Source organism: Halorubrum pallidum (assembly GCF_055380345.1).
Map to the genome: position 1 here is coordinate 2,264,089 of NZ_AP043945.1, position 19,256 is coordinate 2,283,344.

The 19,256-nt window shown below is 69.4% G+C and carries 19 protein-coding genes; 6 read left to right on the forward strand and 13 right to left on the reverse strand.

Features of this window, described 5'->3' with window-relative positions:
- The first annotated feature begins 91 nt into the window (after positions 1 to 91).
- The 4 genes from ACZ45C_RS13195 (at position 92) to ACZ45C_RS13210 (ending at position 3,572) form a co-directional block, all read left to right on the forward strand.
- Entirely contained in the window at positions 92 to 964 is an 873-nt protein-coding gene (locus tag ACZ45C_RS13195) for an alkaline phosphatase family protein (protein ID WP_460561327.1), read from the forward strand.
- Between the two features lie 65 nt (positions 965 to 1,029).
- Positions 1,030 to 1,407, forward strand: a complete 378-nt coding sequence (locus tag ACZ45C_RS13200) for a 6-pyruvoyl trahydropterin synthase family protein (RefSeq protein ID WP_460561189.1) — start codon at positions 1,030 to 1,032, stop codon at positions 1,405 to 1,407.
- A gap of 105 nt (positions 1,408 to 1,512) precedes the next feature.
- Positions 1,513 to 2,565, forward strand: coding sequence for a glycosyltransferase family 4 protein (locus tag ACZ45C_RS13205; RefSeq protein WP_460561187.1), 1,053 nt, complete (start codon positions 1,513 to 1,515; stop codon positions 2,563 to 2,565).
- The gene (locus ACZ45C_RS13210; RefSeq protein ID WP_460561185.1) at positions 2,562 to 3,572 is read left to right on the forward strand and encodes a hypothetical protein; all 1,011 of its coding nucleotides are present in this window, start codon (positions 2,562 to 2,564) and stop codon (positions 3,570 to 3,572) included. Before ACZ45C_RS13205 ends, ACZ45C_RS13210 begins: the two co-directional genes overlap by 4 nt.
- Positions 3,573 to 3,611: 39 nt before the next feature.
- On the opposite strand, the gene ncsA is transcribed toward ACZ45C_RS13210, so the two are convergent.
- From ncsA to ACZ45C_RS13230, 4 genes are all read right to left on the reverse strand, one after another.
- Positions 3,612 to 4,634: a tRNA 2-thiolation protein NcsA gene (gene ncsA / locus ACZ45C_RS13215; RefSeq protein WP_460561183.1), complete on the reverse strand. Its 1,023-nt coding sequence runs from the start codon at positions 4,632 to 4,634 to the stop codon at positions 3,612 to 3,614.
- Positions 4,635 to 4,686: 52 nt separating this feature from the next.
- Entirely contained in the window at positions 4,687 to 5,640 is a 954-nt protein-coding gene (locus ACZ45C_RS13220) for an alpha/beta fold hydrolase (protein WP_460561181.1), read from the reverse strand.
- Between the two features lie 67 nt (positions 5,641 to 5,707).
- Positions 5,708 to 6,853, reverse strand: a complete 1,146-nt coding sequence (gene meaB / locus ACZ45C_RS13225) for a methylmalonyl Co-A mutase-associated GTPase MeaB (protein WP_460561179.1) — start codon at positions 6,851 to 6,853, stop codon at positions 5,708 to 5,710.
- Positions 6,854 to 7,273, reverse strand: a complete 420-nt coding sequence (locus ACZ45C_RS13230; protein ID WP_460561177.1) for a cobalamin B12-binding domain-containing protein — start codon at positions 7,271 to 7,273, stop codon at positions 6,854 to 6,856.
- A 114-nt stretch (positions 7,274 to 7,387) separates the two neighbouring features.
- Between ACZ45C_RS13230 and ACZ45C_RS13235 the strand changes: the two genes are divergently transcribed.
- Positions 7,388 to 8,323 carry a VOC family protein gene (locus ACZ45C_RS13235; protein WP_460561175.1) on the forward strand — a complete coding sequence of 312 codons (936 nt, stop codon included), beginning with the start codon at positions 7,388 to 7,390 and terminating at the stop codon, positions 8,321 to 8,323.
- A gap of 57 nt (positions 8,324 to 8,380) precedes the next feature.
- Here the strand turns inward: ACZ45C_RS13235 and ACZ45C_RS13240 are convergent, their stop codons facing one another.
- The 5 genes from ACZ45C_RS13240 to ACZ45C_RS13260 all read right to left on the reverse strand — a co-directional run bounded on the left by ACZ45C_RS13240 (position 8,381) and on the right by ACZ45C_RS13260 (position 14,243).
- The gene (locus tag ACZ45C_RS13240) at positions 8,381 to 9,433 is read right to left on the reverse strand and encodes a sodium:calcium antiporter (RefSeq protein WP_460561173.1); all 1,053 of its coding nucleotides are present in this window, start codon (positions 9,431 to 9,433) and stop codon (positions 8,381 to 8,383) included.
- A 172-nt stretch (positions 9,434 to 9,605) separates the two neighbouring features.
- Positions 9,606 to 10,439, reverse strand: coding sequence for a phosphate ABC transporter ATP-binding protein PstB (gene pstB / locus ACZ45C_RS13245; protein ID WP_460561171.1), 834 nt, complete (start codon positions 10,437 to 10,439; stop codon positions 9,606 to 9,608).
- A gap of 1 nt (position 10,440) precedes the next feature.
- Positions 10,441 to 12,207 carry a phosphate ABC transporter permease PstA gene (pstA, locus tag ACZ45C_RS13250; RefSeq protein ID WP_460561169.1) on the reverse strand — a complete coding sequence of 589 codons (1,767 nt, stop codon included), beginning with the start codon at positions 12,205 to 12,207 and terminating at the stop codon, positions 10,441 to 10,443.
- Positions 12,207 to 13,181 (reverse strand): phosphate ABC transporter permease subunit PstC, encoded by a 975-nt coding sequence (gene pstC, locus ACZ45C_RS13255; RefSeq protein WP_460561167.1) that lies wholly within the window; start codon positions 13,179 to 13,181, stop codon positions 12,207 to 12,209. Before pstC ends, pstA begins: the two co-directional genes overlap by 1 nt.
- 57 nt (positions 13,182 to 13,238) lie before the next feature.
- Complete coding sequence (locus tag ACZ45C_RS13260) at positions 13,239 to 14,243, reverse strand: PstS family phosphate ABC transporter substrate-binding protein (RefSeq protein WP_460561165.1); 1,005 nt, start codon at positions 14,241 to 14,243, stop codon at positions 13,239 to 13,241.
- A gap of 228 nt (positions 14,244 to 14,471) precedes the next feature.
- On the opposite strand from ACZ45C_RS13260, the gene ACZ45C_RS13265 reads away from it, so the two are divergent.
- Complete coding sequence (locus ACZ45C_RS13265; protein WP_460561163.1) at positions 14,472 to 14,771, forward strand: DUF7853 family protein; 300 nt, start codon at positions 14,472 to 14,474, stop codon at positions 14,769 to 14,771.
- Between the two features lie 33 nt (positions 14,772 to 14,804).
- On the opposite strand, the gene ACZ45C_RS13270 is transcribed toward ACZ45C_RS13265, so the two are convergent.
- From ACZ45C_RS13270 to ACZ45C_RS13285, 4 genes are all read right to left on the reverse strand, one after another.
- Complete coding sequence (locus ACZ45C_RS13270) at positions 14,805 to 16,958, reverse strand: (Fe-S)-binding protein (protein WP_460561161.1); 2,154 nt, start codon at positions 16,956 to 16,958, stop codon at positions 14,805 to 14,807.
- Positions 16,959 to 17,047: 89 nt separating this feature from the next.
- The gene (locus ACZ45C_RS13275) at positions 17,048 to 17,761 is read right to left on the reverse strand and encodes an energy-coupling factor transporter transmembrane component T family protein (RefSeq protein WP_460561159.1); all 714 of its coding nucleotides are present in this window, start codon (positions 17,759 to 17,761) and stop codon (positions 17,048 to 17,050) included.
- Complete coding sequence (locus ACZ45C_RS13280; RefSeq protein ID WP_460561157.1) at positions 17,758 to 18,552, reverse strand: energy-coupling factor ABC transporter ATP-binding protein; 795 nt, start codon at positions 18,550 to 18,552, stop codon at positions 17,758 to 17,760. The genes ACZ45C_RS13275 and ACZ45C_RS13280 overlap by 4 nt, the downstream gene beginning before the upstream one ends.
- Positions 18,549 to 19,130 (reverse strand): biotin transporter BioY, encoded by a 582-nt coding sequence (locus ACZ45C_RS13285; protein WP_460561155.1) that lies wholly within the window; start codon positions 19,128 to 19,130, stop codon positions 18,549 to 18,551. Before ACZ45C_RS13285 ends, ACZ45C_RS13280 begins: the two co-directional genes overlap by 4 nt.
- Between the last annotated feature and the right edge of the window lie 126 nt (positions 19,131 to 19,256).

Below are 19,256 nucleotides of genomic sequence, written 5' to 3' on the forward strand. Positions count from 1 at the left end.
GATCGTATCGAGCGGGCGAGTCACATAGGTGTCCCGGCGGAGCGGTTTTGTCGGCGCGACCCGAACGACGGGCGTGCAACGAGAGCCCGGGATGAGCCGACTCGGCACCGCCTACCTCCGCGCGCTGCAGGCGCTGGGGCGGCGAGTGCCCTACGGGACGAGCGTCTTCGAGCGCGAGTGGGACGTGCTGGTCGTGCTCGACGCCTGCCGGGCCGACCTGCTCCGGGCGGTCGCGCCGGACTACAACTTCCTCGGCCCCGTCGAGACGGTCCGGTCGGTGGCGAGTTCCTCCTCGGAGTGGTTAGAGAAGACGTTCGAGGGAGCCCCGGAGACGGCGCAGACGGCGATGGTCACCGGCAACACGTGGACGGAACGGTACCTAGAGGCCGACGCGTTCGCCGCGCTCGACGAGGTCTGGAAGTACGCGTGGGACGACGGGCTCGGGACGGTGCCGGCCGCGGCCGTGACCGACCGGGCGATCGCGCTCGCGCGGGAGCGGGACCCCGACCGGCTCGTCGTCCACTACATGCAGCCGCACCACCCGTTCGTCCCGGACCCGCTCGCCGGCGACGATGGGCTGGCCCGGACCGGCGACCACAGCAACGACGGAAACCCGTGGGTGCTGTTGCGGCGCGGTGAGGTGGATCCCGACCGCGTGTGGGACGCCTACGAGGCGAACCTCCGACACGTCCTGAGCGAGGTCGAATCGCTCGCGTCGAACGTCGACGGGCGGATCGCGATCACCGCCGACCACGGGAACTGCTTCGGCGAGTGGGGGCTGTACGGCCACCCGATGTACACCCCCGTCCCCGCGCTGCTCTCGGTCCCGTGGGCGACGATCGACGGCGAGGACCGCGAGACCCGCGAGCCGACGCTCTCGCCGCCCGAACCGCTGCCGGTGTCGCGAGTCCACGGGGAGGGTGAGACGGACCGGGACCGGCTGCGCGCGCTCGGGTACCTGTGAGCGGAGCCGATCGGGGCCGTCCGTCGCCCTCCGGATTTAGGTGGGTCGCGTCCGTGGATCGGTGCATGTACGCGACGACGGTCACGGGGGACTTCGTGGCCCAGCACTACCTCACGGTCGTCGACGACGGGCCGGAGAGCGTCCCGCACTCACACCGCTTCGAGGTGGAACTCACGTTCCGCGGCCCGGCGTTGAACGAGCACGATTACCTCGTCGACATCGACGACGCCGAGGCCGCACTCGACGCGCTCGCCGACCGCTACCGCGACGCCCTGCTCAACGACCTCCCCGAGTTCGAGGGGCACAACCCGAGCGTCGAGCGCTTCGCTCGCGTCGTCTTCGAGCGCGTGACCGGCGCCGTGACCGACGACACCGTGCGCGAGCTTTCGGTGACCGTGTGGGAGGACGCCGACGCCGCGGCGACGTACGACGCGCCCGTATGAAGATCGGATTCACGCTGTACGGGAGCCTCGACGGGCAGTCAGGGGGGGTTCCGCTACGACCGGAAGCTCGTCGAGGGGCTCCGGCGCGCGGGCGACACCGTCGAGGTGATCGAACTCCCGTGGCGGTCGTATCCCCGCGGACTGCTCGACGGGCTCTCTCCTCGGTTCCGTGACCGACTCCGCGTCGACGTCGACGTGATGCTCCAAGACGAGTTGGCACACCCGTCGCTGTGGCGACACAATCCCGCGTTGCCGTACCCGATCGTGGGCGTCGTTCACCACCTACGCGCCAGCGAGCCACGGCGACTCTCTCGGTTCTACCGAACCGTCGAACGGCGGTACCTCGACACGCTCGACGGCGTCGTCTGCAACAGCACCGTCACCCGCGACGCGGTGACGGACCTCGGCGTCGACCCCGACGCCACGGTGGTCGCACCGCCCGCAGGCGATCGGTTCGACGGGCATGTACACGAGGGGCCCGACGGCTCCGGGGGTGGCGACACCGCAGAGAGCGTCGCCGACGGAGCGTGGACTCCAGGTGACCGGTTCGGCGACTGCGCGGCCGACCCCCTTCGGGTCGCGTTCGTCGGCAACCTCGCGCCGCGGAAAGGGCTCGACACGCTGATCGAGGGCGTCGCCGCCGCGGACGCGGACGTCGAGGTCACCGTCGTCGGAAGACCGGTCGAGGAGTCCCACGTCCTCGACGTGAGGCGGCTCGTCGATCGGCGCGGGCTCGCCGACCGGATACGGTTCGCCGGCCGGCTGTCGGACGACGACCTCGCCGCGACGCTCCGCGAGAGCCACGCCCTCGCCGTCCCCTCTCGGTACGAGGGGTTCGGGATCGTCTACTTGGAGGGGATGGCGTTCGGCCTGCCGGCGATCGCGTCGCGCGCCGGCGGTGCGAGAGACGCCGTCACCGACGGGGAGACGGGCGTGCTCGTCGATCCCGACGACCCGTCCGCGGTCGCAGAGGCGCTGGAGACGCTCGCGACCGACCCGGACCGGCTCGCGGCGATGAGTCGAGCCGCCAGACGACGGTACGAGAGCCACCCCGACTGGACGGAGACGACGGCGCGGGTCAGGCAACTGCTCGCGGCCGTCGCCGACGGTGAGGCTCCGGACGCGCCGCACCCGCCAGACGCGGAGGTGGCGACGTGACGGAGTCGTTCCGGCGGTACCTCCGAGCGAAACGCACCGTCGACGACCGGGCGCTCGACCGGCGGCTCGTCGGACTGCTCCGCGAGCGGCTGGCCGAGCGGGCGTCGGGAACGGAGCGGTTCGAGAGCGCGACCGCGTCCGACCCCCTCCGCGTGCTGGAGGTCGGTGCCGGCGTCGGAACGATGGTCGCTCGGCTCCTCGACTGGGACGTGCTCCCGCCGGGACGGACCCGATATGTCGCCGTCGACCGCGATAGCGACACGCTCGACGGGCTCGGTCCCTTCCTCCGCGGGTGGGCGGCCGACCGGTCCGACGTGTCGGTCGCCGACGTCGGTCCGTCCGCGGACGCGGGGTCGTCTGCGAACGGTGAGGCGCTCGTCGTCGAGTCGCCGACGCGCACCGTCGAAGTCGAGCCCGTCGTCGCCGACGCCGCGGCGTACGCCGAATCGACCGCGGGCGAGTGGGACGCGCTGATCGGCATGGCGCTACTCGACGTGTTCGGGCTCGATCGGCTCGGTCCGCTGCTCGGTGCGCTCGCGCCGGGCGGCACGTACTACTTTCCGATCACCTTCGACGGCGGGACGCGCTTCCGTCCGGCGCGTTCGGACGATCGAGCGATCGAGCGGCTGTACCACCGACACATGGACGAGAAGCCGGGGGGTACCAGCCGCGCCGGCGGCGACGCGCTCGCGCGGCTGCGGGAGGCGGACGACTCGACGCTCCTCGGAGTCGGCGGCTCGGACTGGGTCGTGCGGCCCGGCGATAGCGGGGACGGATACCCCGGCGACGAGGCGTACTTCCTCCGGCACATCCTCGACACCGTCGAGGACGCGGTCGGAGAGGTGCTCGCCGAAGCGGAACGGACGCGGTCTGACGCGGCAGGGAACCTCTCGACGGCCGACCTCGACGCGTGGCTCCGCGAGCGTCGTCAGCAGGTCGACGTGGCCGAACTCGTCTACCTCACGCACCAACTCGATCTGCTCGGCCGCGTCGACGGCAGGACGTGACCGGGGCGCGGACCGATCTAGGCGACGGAGGGGAGAGAGTCAGGTCGCCGCCTTGATGGACGCCAGCAGCCGACACTTCCGGCACACGTCTCGGCTCGTCTTCGAGCCGCAACGCTCGCACTCGGAGAGGTCGGGAGACGCGACGTCGGCGACGCCGTCGTCCGCGTCGCTCTCGTCGTCGCCGGCCGACTCCCCGCTTCCGCGGTACGTCTCGGCCGCGAGCGCCGACAGCTCCTCGTAGCCAGCCATGATCGAGTGGCGCGCACCGGGGTGGTTCTCCTCCAACTCGTGGATCGTCGACTGGATCTCGCCGCGGTACGCCTCCTCGGAGTGGGGACACTCCGCCATGTGCGTCGGGAGGTCACGGACGTGACAGTACAGCGCGATCTCCTTTTCGGGCACGTCGCGCAGGGGCTTTGCGCGCGGGACGAACTCCGCTGTCCCTCCGCGCTCGTCGAACGGCCCGAGCGAGGCGTCGAAGTGTTTCGCCACCTGTCGCACGTCGCCTTCGAGGAAGTTCATCATCGCCGTCTGGGCCTCGTCATCGAGGTTGTGACCGGTGAGCAGTTTGTCGGCGTCGAACTCGGCGGCGTAGGTTTCGAGGAGGTCGCGACGGAACACGCCGCAGTACGCGCAGGCGGCCATGTTCTCCGGATCGCTCTCGACGACGTCGTCCATCCGCACATCGAACTCCTCCTCGTAGGAGACGACCTCGTGACGCAGCGAGAGGTCGGCGGCGAGTTCGACGCAGGCGTCGAGGCTGGCGTCGCGGTACCCCTCGATCCCCTCGTGGATCGTCAGCGCGAGCATCTCGACGCGCGGGTCCCGGCCGAACACGTCGTCCAGAATCCGCGTGAGCGCGACGCTGTCTTTCCCGCCCGAGAGGCCGATCACCCACCGGTCAGGGTCGTCGGGCGTGGCGTCGGGATCGAGCAGCCCGTCCTCGCGGATCCGACGTTTCACGCGCTTTTCGACCGACTGGCGGAGGTGCTCGCCACAGAGATGCGCCCCGGAGTAGGCGGCGTGGTGGATCGCGTCCGCCCCGCACTTGTCACACTCCATCGGTGTCGGCTTGCGGACGCGCGCGGATACCCGTTTCGGGCGGGAACGAGTGCTACGCCGTCGCCCCCGCGACGAACGCCTCCTCGACCGTCTCGACGAACCGCTCCGGGTGTTCCACGTGCGGGAGCAGCTTGGCCCGGTCGAAGACGACGAGGCGAGCGTCCGCGGCGTCGGCGAGTTCGCGGCCGTCCGACAGCGGGCTCACCTCGGCCTCGCGACCCCAGACGATCGTCGGCGGCGTCTCCATCGCGCCGAACGCGGCCGCCAGGTCGAGGTCGCTGTTGAGGTATCCGGAGACGAACGACGCCGGCGCGAACCGGGCGTTCTCGACGTGGCTCGTCCGCCACTCGTAGTCGGTCCACTCCTCGCTCGGGCTCGTCGGGTCGTCGTACCCGTGGTCGGCGTTGAAATACCGGATCGACGGCTTCGAGACGATGAGGTTGAACAGGGCGTCCCCGAGAACCGGCGACCGCAACAGCTCGCGTAGCCACGACTTCGGCGGGCTCGGCCCGGCCACCGTCGTCGGGCAGACGCCGACGAACCCGCGGATCGACACGTCGGCGGTCGGGTCGTCCGCGTCGATCACGGCGGCCGCGTACGCCGCCGACAGCGACGAGGCGACGACGGCGGGGTCCGCGAAATCAGCGAGGAAGTCACGGACGAAATCCTCGTACAGCGCGGCGGAGTAGCGCAGCGGCGGTCGGTCGGATCGCCCGAACCCGGGGAGGTCCGGGGCGACGACGTGGTAGTCGGCGGCGAGGTCGTCGAACACCGCGCGCCACTCGCCCGACGAGCCCGCGGCGTTGACGCCGTGGAGCAGGACCAGATCCGGGTCGTCGGGGTCGCCGGCCTCGGTGTACGCCACGTCCATCCCGCGCCAGCGGAACGTCCCGTCGTCGCCGTCGAGCGGGGACTCCAGTTCGCCCTCGTAGCGGAGGCCGGTGTTGAGCGCGGCGAGCGCACCGGTGCCGAGGAGGAGACCGCCGGCGAGGTTCCTGAGTCTCATGGAAAACTGTTGGTTCGCGGGCGACTTATACCCGGTGGCCGAGCGACGGATCGGGGTTCGCGGGGGCTCACTCGGCCTCGTCCGCGTCGCGTTCCGCGCGCTCCACGCACGCTTCGATCGGGGCGACGATCTCGGCCGCGACGGTGTACGGATCGGTCTCGCGTCGCCTGACCGACTCCGCGAGCGCGTCGACTCCGCCGTGTCGGTCGATCTCCGCACTGGCGAGCGCGCCCACGTCGGCTCGAACCAGCGTCCGGATCTCCTCGGCGTAGCGCAGGCGTTTCGTCTCCTCGATCTCGCCGGACTCGCGAAGGTGCCGCGCGTGGGCGTCGAACGCCGCGATCAGGTCGTCGACACCCTCGCCCGTGCTCGCGACGGTCCGGGTCACGTCGGGCGTCCACCCTCCGTCGTCGCCGTCGGCGTCGTCCCCATCGGCGTCGTCTCCGCCGTTCTCACCCGCCGCGTCCGAACGGCCCGGCGCGTCCGAACGGCCCGGCGCGTCGACCCCGTGGTGGCCCGTGTCCAGCCCGGCGGTCGGGCTCTCGCGCCTGTGAACCATCTCCTCTAGCTCCGCGAGCGTGCGTTCCGCCCCGTCCATGTCGGCTTTGTTGACGACGAAGACGTCACCGATCTCCAAGATGCCCGCCTTGAGCGTCTGGATGTCGTCGCCGGAGCCGGGCTGGACGAGCACGGCGACGGTGTCTGCGGTGCGGACCACGTCGATCTCGTTTTGGCCGGCCCCGACCGTCTCGATTATCACCACGTCCTTGCCGAAGGCGTCGAGCGCCTTCACCGCGTCCGCAGTCGCCATCGAGAGGCCGCCGAGCTGGCCGCGGGCGCTCATCGATCGGAAGAACACGTCCATGTCGCCGACGTTCGACCCCATCCGGATCCGATCGCCGAGCACCGCGCCGCCGGTGTACGGCGAAGAGGGGTCGACCGCCACGACGCCGACCGTGTCGCCGCGGTCGCGGTAGGTGGCCGCGAGCTTGTCCACGAGCGTCGACTTGCCCGCGCCGGGCGAGCCCGTGACCCCGATCACGTCCGCACCGCCGGTGTGTTCGTGGAGTCGCGAGACGATCCCGCGGTGGCCCGGCGAGCGGTTCTCGATGCGCGTGATGACGCGGGCGAGCGCGCGGTGACTCCCGGAGAGGAGTTCGGCGACGAGATCGGCGTCGGCGTCACTGAGCGCGGTGGCTGCGGACCCGTCCATCTACGCTCGCTCCGAGACGTTGCTCCGGATGAACTCGATCGTCTCCTCCATCGGTGTTCCGGGGCCGAACACCTCCGCGACGCCCAGTTCCTTGAGGTCCGCCTCGTCGTCGTCGGGGATGATCCCGCCGACCAACACGAGGGTGTCGTCGAACGCGTCGTACTCTTTGAGCCCATCTATCACCTTCGGGACGAGGGTGTTGTGCGCGCCCGAGAGAATGGATATGCCGAGCACGTCGACGTCCTCCTGAACCGCCGCCTGTACGATGTCTTCCGGCGCGCGATGGAGCCCGGAGTAAACGACTTCGAACCCGGCGTCGCGGAACGCCCGCGCGATCACGTGTGCACCACGGTCGTGGCCGTCGAGCCCGACCTTCGCCACCAGACAGCGGATGGCCCGCTCCTCCTGTTCGACGCTCATGTCCACCACTGCGTCGCGTGCCGGTTTGACTCTAACGGAAGTTCGGGATATAGCGACGTCGGCGCCGTGAGGGGTATCGACGCATTGATCGCGCGAGCGGTCCTCACAACGGGCATGGATCCAGACGACGACGGCGATCGGAGCGGCTACGGCGATCGCGAGGACGACGGCGATAGAGAGAGCGGCAGCGACAGACGCCGAAACGGTGCCCGGATCGGTCGTGTCTCGCTTCGCGTGGCCGACCTCGGCGAGACGACCGCGTTCTACCGCGACGTGGTCGGACTCGCGGTGCTCAATCGCGACGGCGACGAGGCCGTGCTCGGCGTCGACGGAACGCCGTTGCTCGTCCTCCGGTACGACCCCGACAGTCCGGACCGGAGTCCGACCGACGCCGGACTGTTCCACGCCGCGTTCCGCGTCCCGAGCCGGGCCGCGCTCGGCGAGGCGCTGGCGCGGGTGCGAGACCGATGGCGGCTGGACGGCGCCTCGGACCACCTCGTGAGCGAGGCGCTGTACCTCGCGGACCCCGAGGGGAACGGCGTCGAGATCTACCGCGACCGCCCGCGCGAGGAGTGGCCGACCGCGGCGGACGGCTCGGTGGCGATGACGACGGACCCGCTCGACCTCGACGCGGTCGCCGCGGCGGCGGGGAATGGGGCTGCCGGCGTCGCCGACCGCGTTCCGCCGGGGACCGACGTGGGGCACGTCCACCTCGAAGTCACCGCGCTCTCCGCCTTCGAGTCCGTGTACGTCGACGGGATCGGCTTCGAGGTCCGACAGTCGGACCCGGACGTGCGGTTCGTCGCGGCCGACGGGTACCACCACCACGTGGGCGCGAACACGTGGCGCGGGCGGACGGCCCCCGCGTCGGGCCGCGGGCTCGACTGGTTCGAGGTGGTCGTCCCCGACGCGACCGCGCTCGCCGCGGTTCGAGATCGACTCGACGCGGTCGCGGCCAACGGCGAGGTCGAGTTCGCCGTCGACGACCGGAACGACGGGATCGCGATCACCGACGCCGACGGCATCGAGGTTCGCGTTCGGACGCCGTAGCCGATCTCCGCGAGACGGTTCAGGTTGGAGCGGTTCAGGGGGTGGCGCGCGGAACAGTCACCCGACGATCGTCCGGAGCGTCGACTCAGTCAGGAACGTGGTGATCCCGAGCGCCTCGGTCGTCATCCAGACGATAAAGAGGAGGTACATCGCGAGGAGGGCGTACCCCTCCTCGATTGTGATCTCGAAGTCCGTCGCGGCGAGTACCACAACGACGAGGGTGGTGTAAAACAGGAACAGCATCAGCGGCACGGACGTGAGGAAGCCGATCGAGACGCCGCCGGCGAGGATGACCCCGATCGGCAGCGCCGCGACGAGGTTGAACGTGTTCGTCCCGAAGACGTTCGCGATCGCCGCCCGCTTGTCGCCGGCCTTGCCCATCTTCACGCCGACGAGCAGGTCGGGAAACGAACTCAGAATCGACAGCACCGTCACGGAGATGAGGAACGTCGGCGCGTCGAGCGCGTCCGATATCTGCACCGTCATGCTGACCATCGACTCGACGCCGACGAGCACGACGACCAGCCCGGCCGCGAACAGTCCGACCTGCTTCGGGACGTTCGTCGATTCGGTCCGTTTCAGGTCCGACGCGCCGCTTTTCCCCCCGACGAGTAAGATGACGTACACGCCGTACAACACCAGCAGGCCGACGCCCATCTGCGGGGTGATCCGCGCCAGGTCCCGCCCGTCGGTCCCGAGGACGCCGAGCGCGATCACGCCGAAGAGGGCGAGGACGGCGACCATGTAGAAGATGGCGTCGCGGTAGACGATCCCCTGCGTCGTCGTCGTGTCGCCGCTCGTGACCGCGACGGCGGCCGGGATGACGAGAATGTTGAACACCGCCGTCCCGATGAGCGCCCCGGCGCCGACGCCGAAGTCGCCGAGGACGAGCACCGAGATAATGATGATCGCGAGTTCGGGGAACGACGTCGCGGCCGCGACGATGAGTCCCCCTTGGACGGCCTGCGAGACGCCGAAGTGATCGCTGATCTTCGAGGTCGTCGACTCGACGACGTTCGCTCCCTTCCACGTTAGCAGGAACCCGATCACGCCCAGCGCGATCCAGACGGCGAGCGACTGGTCTCCGATGAGTTCCTGCAGTACAGTCACGTCTCGCCACTGGGCCCGGAGTCGATTAGGGCTTCCGGAGGTGTCGAGGCGAAGGACGGTCCGCTCGACCGTCCCGTCGGGTCGTCAGGGAGAGACAGAAGAGACGCTTCGTCGGCGCGGGCGTCCGACTCATCGCGTCGTCAAGCCGCCCTTGGTAGCTCTCGCGGGGCGTCTATCCGAACTTGCCGGTGATGTAGTCCTCGACGCGCTGTTCCTCGGGGTCCTCGAATATCTTCGTCGTGTCGTCGTACTCGACGAGCCGACCGCCGGTGAGGAACACCGCGGTCCTATCGGATATCCGGGCCGCCTGCTGCATGTTGTGGGTGACGATGATCACGGTGTACTCCTCTGCCAAGTCGTCGATGAGGTCCTCGATCTTCGAGGCCGCGACGGGGTCGAGCGCCGAGGTCGGCTCGTCCATCAGGATGACCTCCGGATCCGGCGCGAGCGCGCGAGCGATACAGAGCCGCTGTTGCTGGCCGCCGGACAGTTCGAGTCCGGAGGAGTCGAGTTGGTCTTTCACCTCGTCCCACAGCGCGGCCCCCTTCAGCGATTCCTCGACGCGCTCGTCGACGTCGCCGTCGTATCCCTGGATCTTCAGGCCGTACGCGACGTTGTCGCGGATCGACTTCGGGAACGGGTTCGGCTTCTGGAACACCATCCCGATCTTGCGGCGTAAGGCGACCGGGTCCACGTTGGGACCGTATACGTTCTTCCCGCCGAACTCCACGTCGCCCTCGACGCGGCAGATCTCGATCATGTCGTTCATCCGGTTGATACACCGGAGGAACGTCGACTTGCCGCAGCCGGAGGGACCGATCAGCGCGGTCACACGCTTTTCGGGAATCTCTATCGTCACGTCGTCGATGGCCTGTTCGTCGCCGTAGAAGACGTTCAGGTCTCGGGCCGCCACCGCGGTTCCGGCGGCGGGCGCCGCGCGGTCGTCGTTCGAGTCCGCCTGTACCTCCGTCGTGATCAGTGAGTCGTCTGTTGTCGTGTTACTCATGTTAGCTCCCCCGTTCCGCGCGGTTCCGCAGTAGAATGGCCGTCCCGTTCATGCCGACGAGGATGATAAGCAGCGTGATAACGCCTGCGGCGACCACGCCGTACCGGAAGTCGGCCTGCGGGAAGCCGGCCCACGTGTAGATCTGCATCGGCATGGCGCCGAACCGACTGAACAGGCTGTCCGGCGCTCTGAACACCGTCGTCGCGGCGCCGATCATGATCAGCGGCGCCGTCTCGCCGATGGCGCGGCCGAGCGCGAGGATCGTCCCGGTGAGGACGCCCGGCATCGCCTCGGGAAGCACGACGTTCTTCGTCGTCTGCCAGCGCGTCGCGCCCATGGCGTCGGAGCCCCGCCGGAGGTCGTCCGGTACCGACCGGATCGCCTCCTGCGCGGAGATGATCGTGATCGGCAAGATTAGAAGCGACAGCGTCAGCGCCGCGGTCACCGCCGTCCCGATCCCGAGCCCGAGGAGGTTCGCGAACAGCCCCAAGCCGAGGAGGCCGTAGACGACCGACGGGACCGCCGCGAGGTTCGCGACGTTTACCTGAAGGATCCGAGTCAGCGTGCCGAGAGGACCGGTCTCCGGCGTGTACTCCTCCAAGAAGACCGACGTGCCGACGCCGAGCGCGAACGACAGCACCGCGACCATCGCGATGATGATCACGGACCCGACGATGGCCGGGTAGAGTCCGGCTTCCGACGGGGTTCGAGAGGGCGCTTCGGTGAGGAACGACGCGTCGAGCCACGGATCGGGTGCCGGGACGCCCCACGCCTCGACGATCAGCGCCCCGACTATCACGCCCGCGGCGATGAGGAACGGGAGCGCGAGTCCGACGACGCCCTCGCCGACGTCGACCACGCGGGAGACGTACGCTGCGGTCGGCACGCCGGTCAAAACGAGCACGAGGAGGACGGTGGGAGCCGGCAGCCCGGCTCCCGCAGCCAGGAATCCCCCCGCGGTCGCGACGGCGAGCGGAAGTCCCCCGACGAGGGCTCCGGCAGTTCGCCCGCTGCGGTCGGCGACGAGAAGCGCCCCGGCGGCCGAGACCGGGACTGCGATCGTCCAGAGGTAGATGATGAGGTCCGACGGGTACGTCGTGACCACGTTGCGGAGAAACACCGCGGCGACCAGTCCGACAAGGCCGGCCGGGGCCGCCGCCGTCTGCGCCCGGGACGACGCCCGACGCCGTCCGAACACGTACAGCCCCGCGGCGGGGAGGACACCGATCGTGTACGCGAGGAACCACAGCAGCGGATCGAACACCAGGAACAGCGTGCCGACCGCGAGGCCGATGGCGACCCCGCCGACGAGCCGCCCGAGGAGCCCGAAGCCGACCGCGCCGACGCGACCGGCGCTCCCGACGTACGCGAGGTACGCCGTGACGGGAGCGGCGACGACGAAGAGGTACGCGAGCTGCCAGTTGAGACGCGGTATCGGCGCGACGAACGTTTCGATCGCGGTGAACAGTGCGGCGACGGCGACGAGCCCGCCGCCGAGCGCGCCGAGCGCTCGCCGGGTGACCTCGGGGTCGCTCGCGCTGTACAGGCAGAACGCGAGGAACGGGACGACAAGCGTGAGGAAGTAGGTCAACAGCCACTCGGGGCTGGCGTTCGCCAGGTCGAAGGCGTCGATCGCGACGTACACTAGCAGCACGCCGAGCGCGACGAGGCCGAACACGCTCGCACCGAACGAGAGGTACTCAAAGATGATCCCACGGACTCGGCTGACCTCGCCGAAGCCGTCCGCGTTGGCGTTGTCGGTCGCCATCAGTACTCCTCCCGGTAGCGTTCCGCGATAATGTCACTAATCACGTTCATAACGAGCGTCACCGCGAACAGCGCGAGGCCGAGCGCGAACATCGAGTTGTACGGGAGCGTCCCGCCGGTGAGGTCGCCGCCGGTGATCTGCACCATCGCGACGGTGATCGTCATGCCCGACTCGAAGAGGACGTCGGCGGGGTTGACGAACGGGATGCCGAGGATCGCCTGCTGGACCTCCGGCATCCGCGCCTGCGCGCCCATCGCGACGACGACGATCATCGTCTCGCCGATAGCGCGGGAGACGGCGAGGATGTACGAGGAGGCGATCCCGGAGATCGACGCCGGGACGACGATCCCGGTCGACACCTCGAACTTGGTTGCGCCGAGCCCGTAGCCGGCCTGCCGGAGCTCGTCCGGCACCGCGCTCATCGCGTCCTCGGAGATCGACGACACCATCGGTATCGTCATGATTCCGACCATGATCGACGCCGACAGCGCGTTGAACGTGCTCATCTCCGGGAACAGGGTCGCCTTCAGCGCCGGGGTGATGTACACGAGCGCGAAGTACCCGTACACGACCGTCGGGATGCCGGCGAGGATCTCCAAGAGCGGTTTCAGGATCGACCGGGCATTCGGCGTCGCGTACTCGCTGAGATAGATGGCGGTGAGCGTCCCTATCGGGATCGAGATGAGCGCCGCCGTGATCGTCACGGTGAGCGTACCGATCAACAGCGGGATGATACCGAACGCTTGCCCGCCGCCGGCCGGGTTCGGGCTCCAGTTGGTGCCAGTGAGGAACTCGGTTATCGGGATCGAGCGGAAGAACACCACCGCGTCCGACAGGAGCGTGACGAAGATCGCGGCCGTCGTGAGCAGGGTGATCGCCGCGCACGCCGCGAACAGGCCGCCGTATGTTCCCTCCTTCAGTCGTGTGAGCCCGCCCCGCCGGGACAGGTCGGGACTCTCTGTGCTGTCAGTCACGAACGGTGAGGTATCGAACGCTGTCGTAAATCAATACACCGGTTCATTCCGGAGGATCTACCCTTGGGCCTGCTCGATCGCATCTTCGAGCTTCTGCATCTGCTCTTCTTGCGTCTCCTCGGTGGCGGGCACGTAGCCGACGTCGCCGGCGACGAGGTCCTCGTTTGTCGTCTGCTCGACGAAGTACCGGGCAAACTCCGCGATGTGTTCCTCGCCCAGCGACTCGATCGACGGGTACGTGAACAGCGGCCGAGACAGCGGGGTGTACTCGCCCGAAGACGCCGTTTCGAGGCTCGGTTCGACCGGGCCGTCGCCGGAGTCGATCCCAAGCGCCTTCAGCTGGTCGGGGTTCTGGAAGTAGTACGCGAAGCCGAAGTAGCCGATCGCGTACTCGCTGCCGGCAACGCCCTGCGCGATGGTGTTGTCCTGCTCGGTCGCCTGGTAATCGCTGGTGTGGCCGTCCTCGCCGAGGATCGCCTCGATGAAGTAGTCGTACGTGCCGGAGGTGTCGGCGGCGCCGAACCGGTCGATCTCTTCGTTCGGGAACTCGTCGCGGACCTCGTCCCACGTCTGGGCGGGGTCGGACTGCCATATCTGCGCGAGTTCCTCGGTCGTGAGCGAGTCGATCCAGTCGGCCTCGGGGTTGACGACGACGGTGAGCGCGTCGGTCGCCGCGATGAGTTCGATGTACTCGACGCCGTTGTCCGCGCACAGCTCCTCCTCTTCCGGCTGGATCGGGCGGCTCGCGTTGTTGAAGTCGGTGTCGCCCGTACAGAAGAAGTTCGAGAACCCGCCGCCGGACCCCGTCGAGCTGATGTCGGGGTCGACGCCCGGGTGCTGCTCGGCGAAGTCCTCCATGACCGCGCTCATCAGCGGGAACACCGTACTCGAACCAGCGATGTTGATCGAGCCTGACAGGGAACCGTCCCCGCCGTCGGAGTCGTCCCCGCCGTCGGAGCTCTGGGTACAGCCCGCGAGCCCGAGCGCCCCGGCACCTGCGATCGCCGCGAGCGATTTCCGCCGCGTGATTCCCGTTGTGTCCGCGTCGTGGCTTGAAGCCATCACCTGAGGATGGACGAGTTTCGGTTAAGTAGTATGCTATGAGGGTTACTGGGAGATTCGTACGGCCCGGTACAGCAATGTTCCGATATATACAATATATAGAACTATATATCAACTCGAACCGCGGTTGGCAGGGACGGGCGGCGGCGCCGTCGGGCGCCGCGGCGTCGGCGGCGACTGCGAACCGAGACGTGGTTTTAAGTCCCCATACCGGGAGAAGCCGGACGAATGACCCCTCCCACGACCGACGGGCCGCCGCCGCCGACGACTTCCCGGGAGGAGGCGTGGGTGGCCCACGCCGCGCTGGTTGACGCCGCGACTGCCACCGCCGCCGACGACGACAGGCCGTACCACCGTCCGATCGAGTCGATAGAACGGGGCGCGGCGCTCGACGACGAGGACGTCGCCCTGCTTCGCGACGCGCTCGTCGACTACCTCGGCGACGCCCCGGTCCGCGACCGCGCCCCCGGACGCGCGCTGTTGCGGCGCACCGACGACGCGACGGACGCGCGGTCGCGGCGCGTGTAGCGTCGACGGCCGGACAAGAGCGGGTCCCGACCGCTACGAACCCGCCTCCACCGCCTCGATCAGCAGCTCCGCGACGTCGACGATCTCAACGTCATCCTCGAAACCGCCGGTCTTCCGGCCGTCCTCGAACATCGTCGTACACATCGGACAGGCGACGACGAACGTCTCGATCGCGTTGCCGGCGTCGGTGTCCTCGACCGCCTCGCGGAGCCGCTCCTCGCTCGGCTTCACGTCCTCGTCGTGTTCGGTCCACAGCCCGCCCCCGCCGCCGCCACAGCAGAACGAGTCCGCGCGCGAGCGCGGCATCTCGTGGAGGTCGGCGCCGGTCGCCCGGATCAGCTCGCGGGGAGCCTCGTACTCGTCGTTGTACCGCCCGAGGTGACAGGGGTCGTGGTAGGTGACGGTGTACTCCAGCTCGTCGCCGGAGAGACCGAGCCGCCCCGCCTCGACCAGCTTCTCGACCACCTGCGTCCAGTGGAACACGTCGATTTCTCTCTCCGGATTCCACGGTGCCTCGCGGTCGAACGGCATCATCGGGTCGTCGGCGAACTCGGCGAAGTCGACCTCGGGATACTCGTTTTTCATCGTGTTGTACGAGTGCGGGTCCGTACAGACGATCGAGTCGAACTCGCAGTCGGCGAACGTCTCGACGTGATGGCCCGCGAGTTCGAGGTAGAGGAACTCCTCGCCGATCCGGCGGACGTCGTTGCCGTCGGTCTTCTCGTCGTCGAAGAGGATGCCGAACGAGACGTCGGCCTCGTCGAAGAGTCGGGCGAGCGCGCGGGCAACCCGCTCGTTCCGGTCGTCGAAGCTCGGGTAGTCGCCGACGTACCAGAGGTACTCCACCGCCTCCTCGCGGGCGTCGGGCACCGCGACGTCGTCGAGGTCGTCGGTCCAGTCGCCGCGCTCGGCCTGCGGCTCGCCGAAGGTGTTGCCCGTCCGCATCACGTCTCGAAAGACGCTCTGAACGTTCGGATCGACGGAGCCCTCGTCGACGAGCTGTCGGTTCATCCGGGTGAAGGAGGTGAGGTGTTCGATGTCCACCGGACAGGCGTCCATGCACGCCAGACACGACATGCACGACTCCATCGACTCGGCGGCGATCACGCCGCCCTCGTCGGCGACGATGGGGACGGTGCCGCCGTCAGTCGCCGTCCGATCTCCGCGTCCGGCCACCGGATCGTCGGTCACCGACTCGCGGTACGCCTTCAGATCCAAGATCACGTCGCGGGGGTCGAGCGGCCGACCCACCGTGTCGGCGGGGCAGGCGTCGGTACACCGTCCGCACTTGGTGCAGGCGTCGCCGTCGAGCAGTTCCTTCCACGTGAAATCGCCGACCGACTCGGCGTTGGTGTGTTCGAGGTCGGCGGGGACGTTCGGGAGGCGCGCGCCGGCCTTCTCGTCGCGTGCGACGACGTTCGCGAACGAGGAGATCATGTGGAAGGGCTTCGCGTAGGGGATCCACGCGACGAACGCGAACGCCAGCAGCGAGTGGCTCCACCAAGCGACGCCGTAGAGCGCCTCCGCGCCGGCGGGCGTCAGCCCCGCCGACTCGAAGAGGGTCGCGAGTGCCATTCCGACGAAGCTCACCGTCTCGTCGGCTCGCAGCGGCTGTCCCGCGATGCCGAGCGCTTCGAGGACGAACCCGCCGACGCCGAGAAGGAGCAGGACCCAGACGAACGCGTCGTCCTCCATCGAGGTGTGTTTGCCCCACAGCCGCCCGTCGCGCTCGCGGTACCGACGGGCCATCGCCATGGCGACGCCGACGACGAACAGCAGGCCGAACGCGTCGACCGCGAACTGGTAGACTAAATAGAACTCACCGACCCAGAACGACTCGCCTGCGAGCGGTCGGTACACGTCGATGTCGAAGCCGAGGACCGTCGTCGCCACCAACAGGACGAGGAATCCCCACAGCACGAACGCGTGCATCACGCCGGCGTACGGGTCCCGATCGAACTGGTTCTCGTTCGAGAGCACCGCCGTCGTCGCCGCGAGCGTTCGCGACGGGAGGGCAGACAGGCGGTTTCGCGGGTCCGCGCTCCCGCGCGCGTACGCCGCGAACCGGGCGTAGACGCCGTACGAGAAGACGAGAACCGCGACCGCGGCGAGCCAGTAGAACGCCGCCTTCCCCACGGGACCGATCGTCCAGAAGGTCTCGCGGGTGGCCGCCTGCAGCGGTATCATGATCGATCACCCGGATCGAGCGGGGTTAAAGCTTGTCGCGTCGCCGGGGCGCAACGCGATCGGCGGGCGGCGGCGAGTCCGCTCCGGTGTCACACGACCCGCCAGATCGTCGCCGCCAGCAGAACCGCGCTCGCGGCCAGCACCGGACCGTCGATCCGGCCGAACGCGAGCCGCGGGAGCGTCGGGTTCCACGCGAAACACCGCGCGGTCAGCGCGGTTCCCAGCCGGTCGGCCCGCCCGAATGCCCGCCCGATACCGGCCGTCGCGACGATCCGCATCCGGTCGGTCACCGCGCGCTCGGCCCCAACCCGCGCGCGGACCGCCTCGCGCGCCGCCATTAGGTCCCGCCGGAGCAGCGGCAGAAAGCGGAACACGAGCGCGACGCCGGCACCGAGGAATTGGCCGAGACGGCCGGGCACCGCGCGCTGGACCGCCGCGCGCGACTCCCGGACCGGTGTCGATCGGACGTAGCCGGCGGCGACGACGAGGATCAGGAGCACCCGGTAGCTCGCGAGCGCCGTGTCGGCCGCGCGCTCCGGTCGGACCCACGGCGACCCGATCGTCACGCCGGCGACGACGGGGGCGACCGCGAGCACCGGGAACGCCGCGCGGTAGCTCCAGAGGTCGCGGAGGCCGCCGCCGGCCAGCCACAGCGACCCCCCGCCGAGAAGCGTGAGGACCGCGAGCCCGCGCGGCGTGGTGTACGCGTACGCGGCCGCCGCGAAACAGACCTGAAAGCACAGCTTCGTGCGCGGGTCGAGCCGGTGGAACGCGGTGTCGTCGGGAGCGTACGCGAGGGTCATGGCCCGCCGGTCTCGTCGCGGCCGCGGTCGACCTCTCCGCGCGCGCCTCCCGGCTGCGGCACCCGAACCCCGAGGCCGGGAAGGTCAGCGAGCGCCTCGTCGGGCGGACCGTCGACTGTGACCCGCCCGTCGGCGAGTCCGATCACGCGGTCGGCGAGGCCGAGCACGTCGCGGAGATCGTGGGTGACGACGATCACGCTCGTCCCCCCCGCGTCGAGCGCCCGGAGCCGGTCGAGGACCGACCGACGAGCCGGTTCGTCGAGCCCGGTGAACGGCTCGTCTAAGACGAGGTGATCGGGTTCCATCGCGAGCGCGCCCGCGATGGCGACGCGCTCGCGCTCGCCCCCCGAGAGCGCGTCGATCCGGTCGGACTCGCGACCGGTCATGTTCACGGCCGCGAGCGCGTCCGTGACCCGACAGTCGATCTCGTCGTGCGCCCGACCGAGGTTCTCCGGCCCGAACGCCACGTCCGCCCCGACCGTCGACGCGACCAGCTGGTCGCGGGGTTCCTGAAACACCATCCCGACAGCGGTCCGAGCCGCGACGAGGTCCGCGTCGACCGGGGTCCCGTTGACCGCGACCGTCCCTGCGTCCGGCTCGACGAGCCCGTTGAACGTCCGGACGAGCGTCGTCTTGCCGGAGCCGTTCGCGCCCGCGACGACGAGGGACTCGCCGTCGGCTATCCGCAGGGAGACGTCGTCGACGGCGACGACGCCGGAGCGGTCACCGACGGCGTCGTCTCGCCCTCGACCCCCGCCGTACCGGCAGGTGACGGCGTCGACGTCGATCACGCGGCCGCGACCGCGTCGGACCTGACGATCCCGATCGCGGCGGCGATCTTGAGCGCCTCCGCGGGGAGGAACGCGGCCGCGCCGACCGTCACCGCCTCGATCGGGGCCAGAGAGAGCACGAGCGCGAGCCCCGCGACGCCGAGCGCGTAGATGACGGCGGTGCCGGCGACCATCGCGCCGACGAGGGTGGGGAGGCCGACCGCGTCGAGGTCGCGGAGTTCGACGCCGCGGTGGACGACCGCGCCCACGACCGCCGCGGCGAGCGGGTACGACCAGAGGTAGCCCGCGGATTGTCCGACCAGCTGACCGACGCCGGCGGAGCCGCCTTGGAACACGGGCGCGCCGAGCGCCCCGGCCGCGAGGTAGAAGACGAGCGACGCCGCACCCCACACCGGACCGAGGTATATCCCGGCGAGGAACACGCCGAGCACCTGCAGGGTCACCGAAACCGGCGAGACGGGATTCGGGAACGTGACGTACGCGAACGCGCCGACGAGCGCGGCGAACAGCGCCGCCCGCGCGAGGTTCGTCGCGGCCTCGTCGCCGACGAGGTCGACGGACTCCGTGCTGGTTGCCATGGCCGTGACACGCTCGTAAACCAACTTGAATATACTGGTTGACGGGCGGTACAGGAGGCGCGAGTCCCACCCCGGACCGACGCGCGTGGACGCGAGGCTTATCTGCCGCGAGCGCGTTGTCTCTCG

Coding starts and splice junctions, on each gene's coding strand:
- ACZ45C_RS13200 (WP_460561189.1), top strand. CDS start 1,030: ATGTACGCGACGACGGTCACGGGGGACTTCGTGGCCCAGCACTACCTC.
- ACZ45C_RS13265 (WP_460561163.1), top strand. CDS start 14,472: ATGACCCCTCCCACGACCGACGGGCCGCCGCCGCCGACGACTTCCCGG.
- meaB (WP_460561179.1), bottom strand. CDS start 6,853: ATGGACGGGTCCGCAGCCACCGCGCTCAGTGACGCCGACGCCGATCTC.
- pstB (WP_460561171.1), bottom strand. CDS start 10,439: ATGAGTAACACGACAACAGACGACTCACTGATCACGACGGAGGTACAG.
- ncsA (WP_460561183.1), bottom strand. CDS start 4,634: ATGGAGTGTGACAAGTGCGGGGCGGACGCGATCCACCACGCCGCCTAC.
- ACZ45C_RS13230 (WP_460561177.1), bottom strand. CDS start 7,273: ATGAGCGTCGAACAGGAGGAGCGGGCCATCCGCTGTCTGGTGGCGAAG.
- ACZ45C_RS13235 (WP_460561175.1), top strand. CDS start 7,388: ATGGATCCAGACGACGACGGCGATCGGAGCGGCTACGGCGATCGCGAG.
- pstA (WP_460561169.1), bottom strand. CDS start 12,207: ATGGCGACCGACAACGCCAACGCGGACGGCTTCGGCGAGGTCAGCCGA.
- ACZ45C_RS13270 (WP_460561161.1), bottom strand. CDS start 16,958: ATGATACCGCTGCAGGCGGCCACCCGCGAGACCTTCTGGACGATCGGT.
- ACZ45C_RS13275 (WP_460561159.1), bottom strand. CDS start 17,761: ATGACCCTCGCGTACGCTCCCGACGACACCGCGTTCCACCGGCTCGAC.
- ACZ45C_RS13195 (WP_460561327.1), top strand. CDS start 92: ATGAGCCGACTCGGCACCGCCTACCTCCGCGCGCTGCAGGCGCTGGGG.
- ACZ45C_RS13220 (WP_460561181.1), bottom strand. CDS start 5,640: ATGAGACTCAGGAACCTCGCCGGCGGTCTCCTCCTCGGCACCGGTGCG.
- ACZ45C_RS13285 (WP_460561155.1), bottom strand. CDS start 19,130: ATGGCAACCAGCACGGAGTCCGTCGACCTCGTCGGCGACGAGGCCGCG.
- ACZ45C_RS13260 (WP_460561165.1), bottom strand. CDS start 14,243: ATGGCTTCAAGCCACGACGCGGACACAACGGGAATCACGCGGCGGAAA.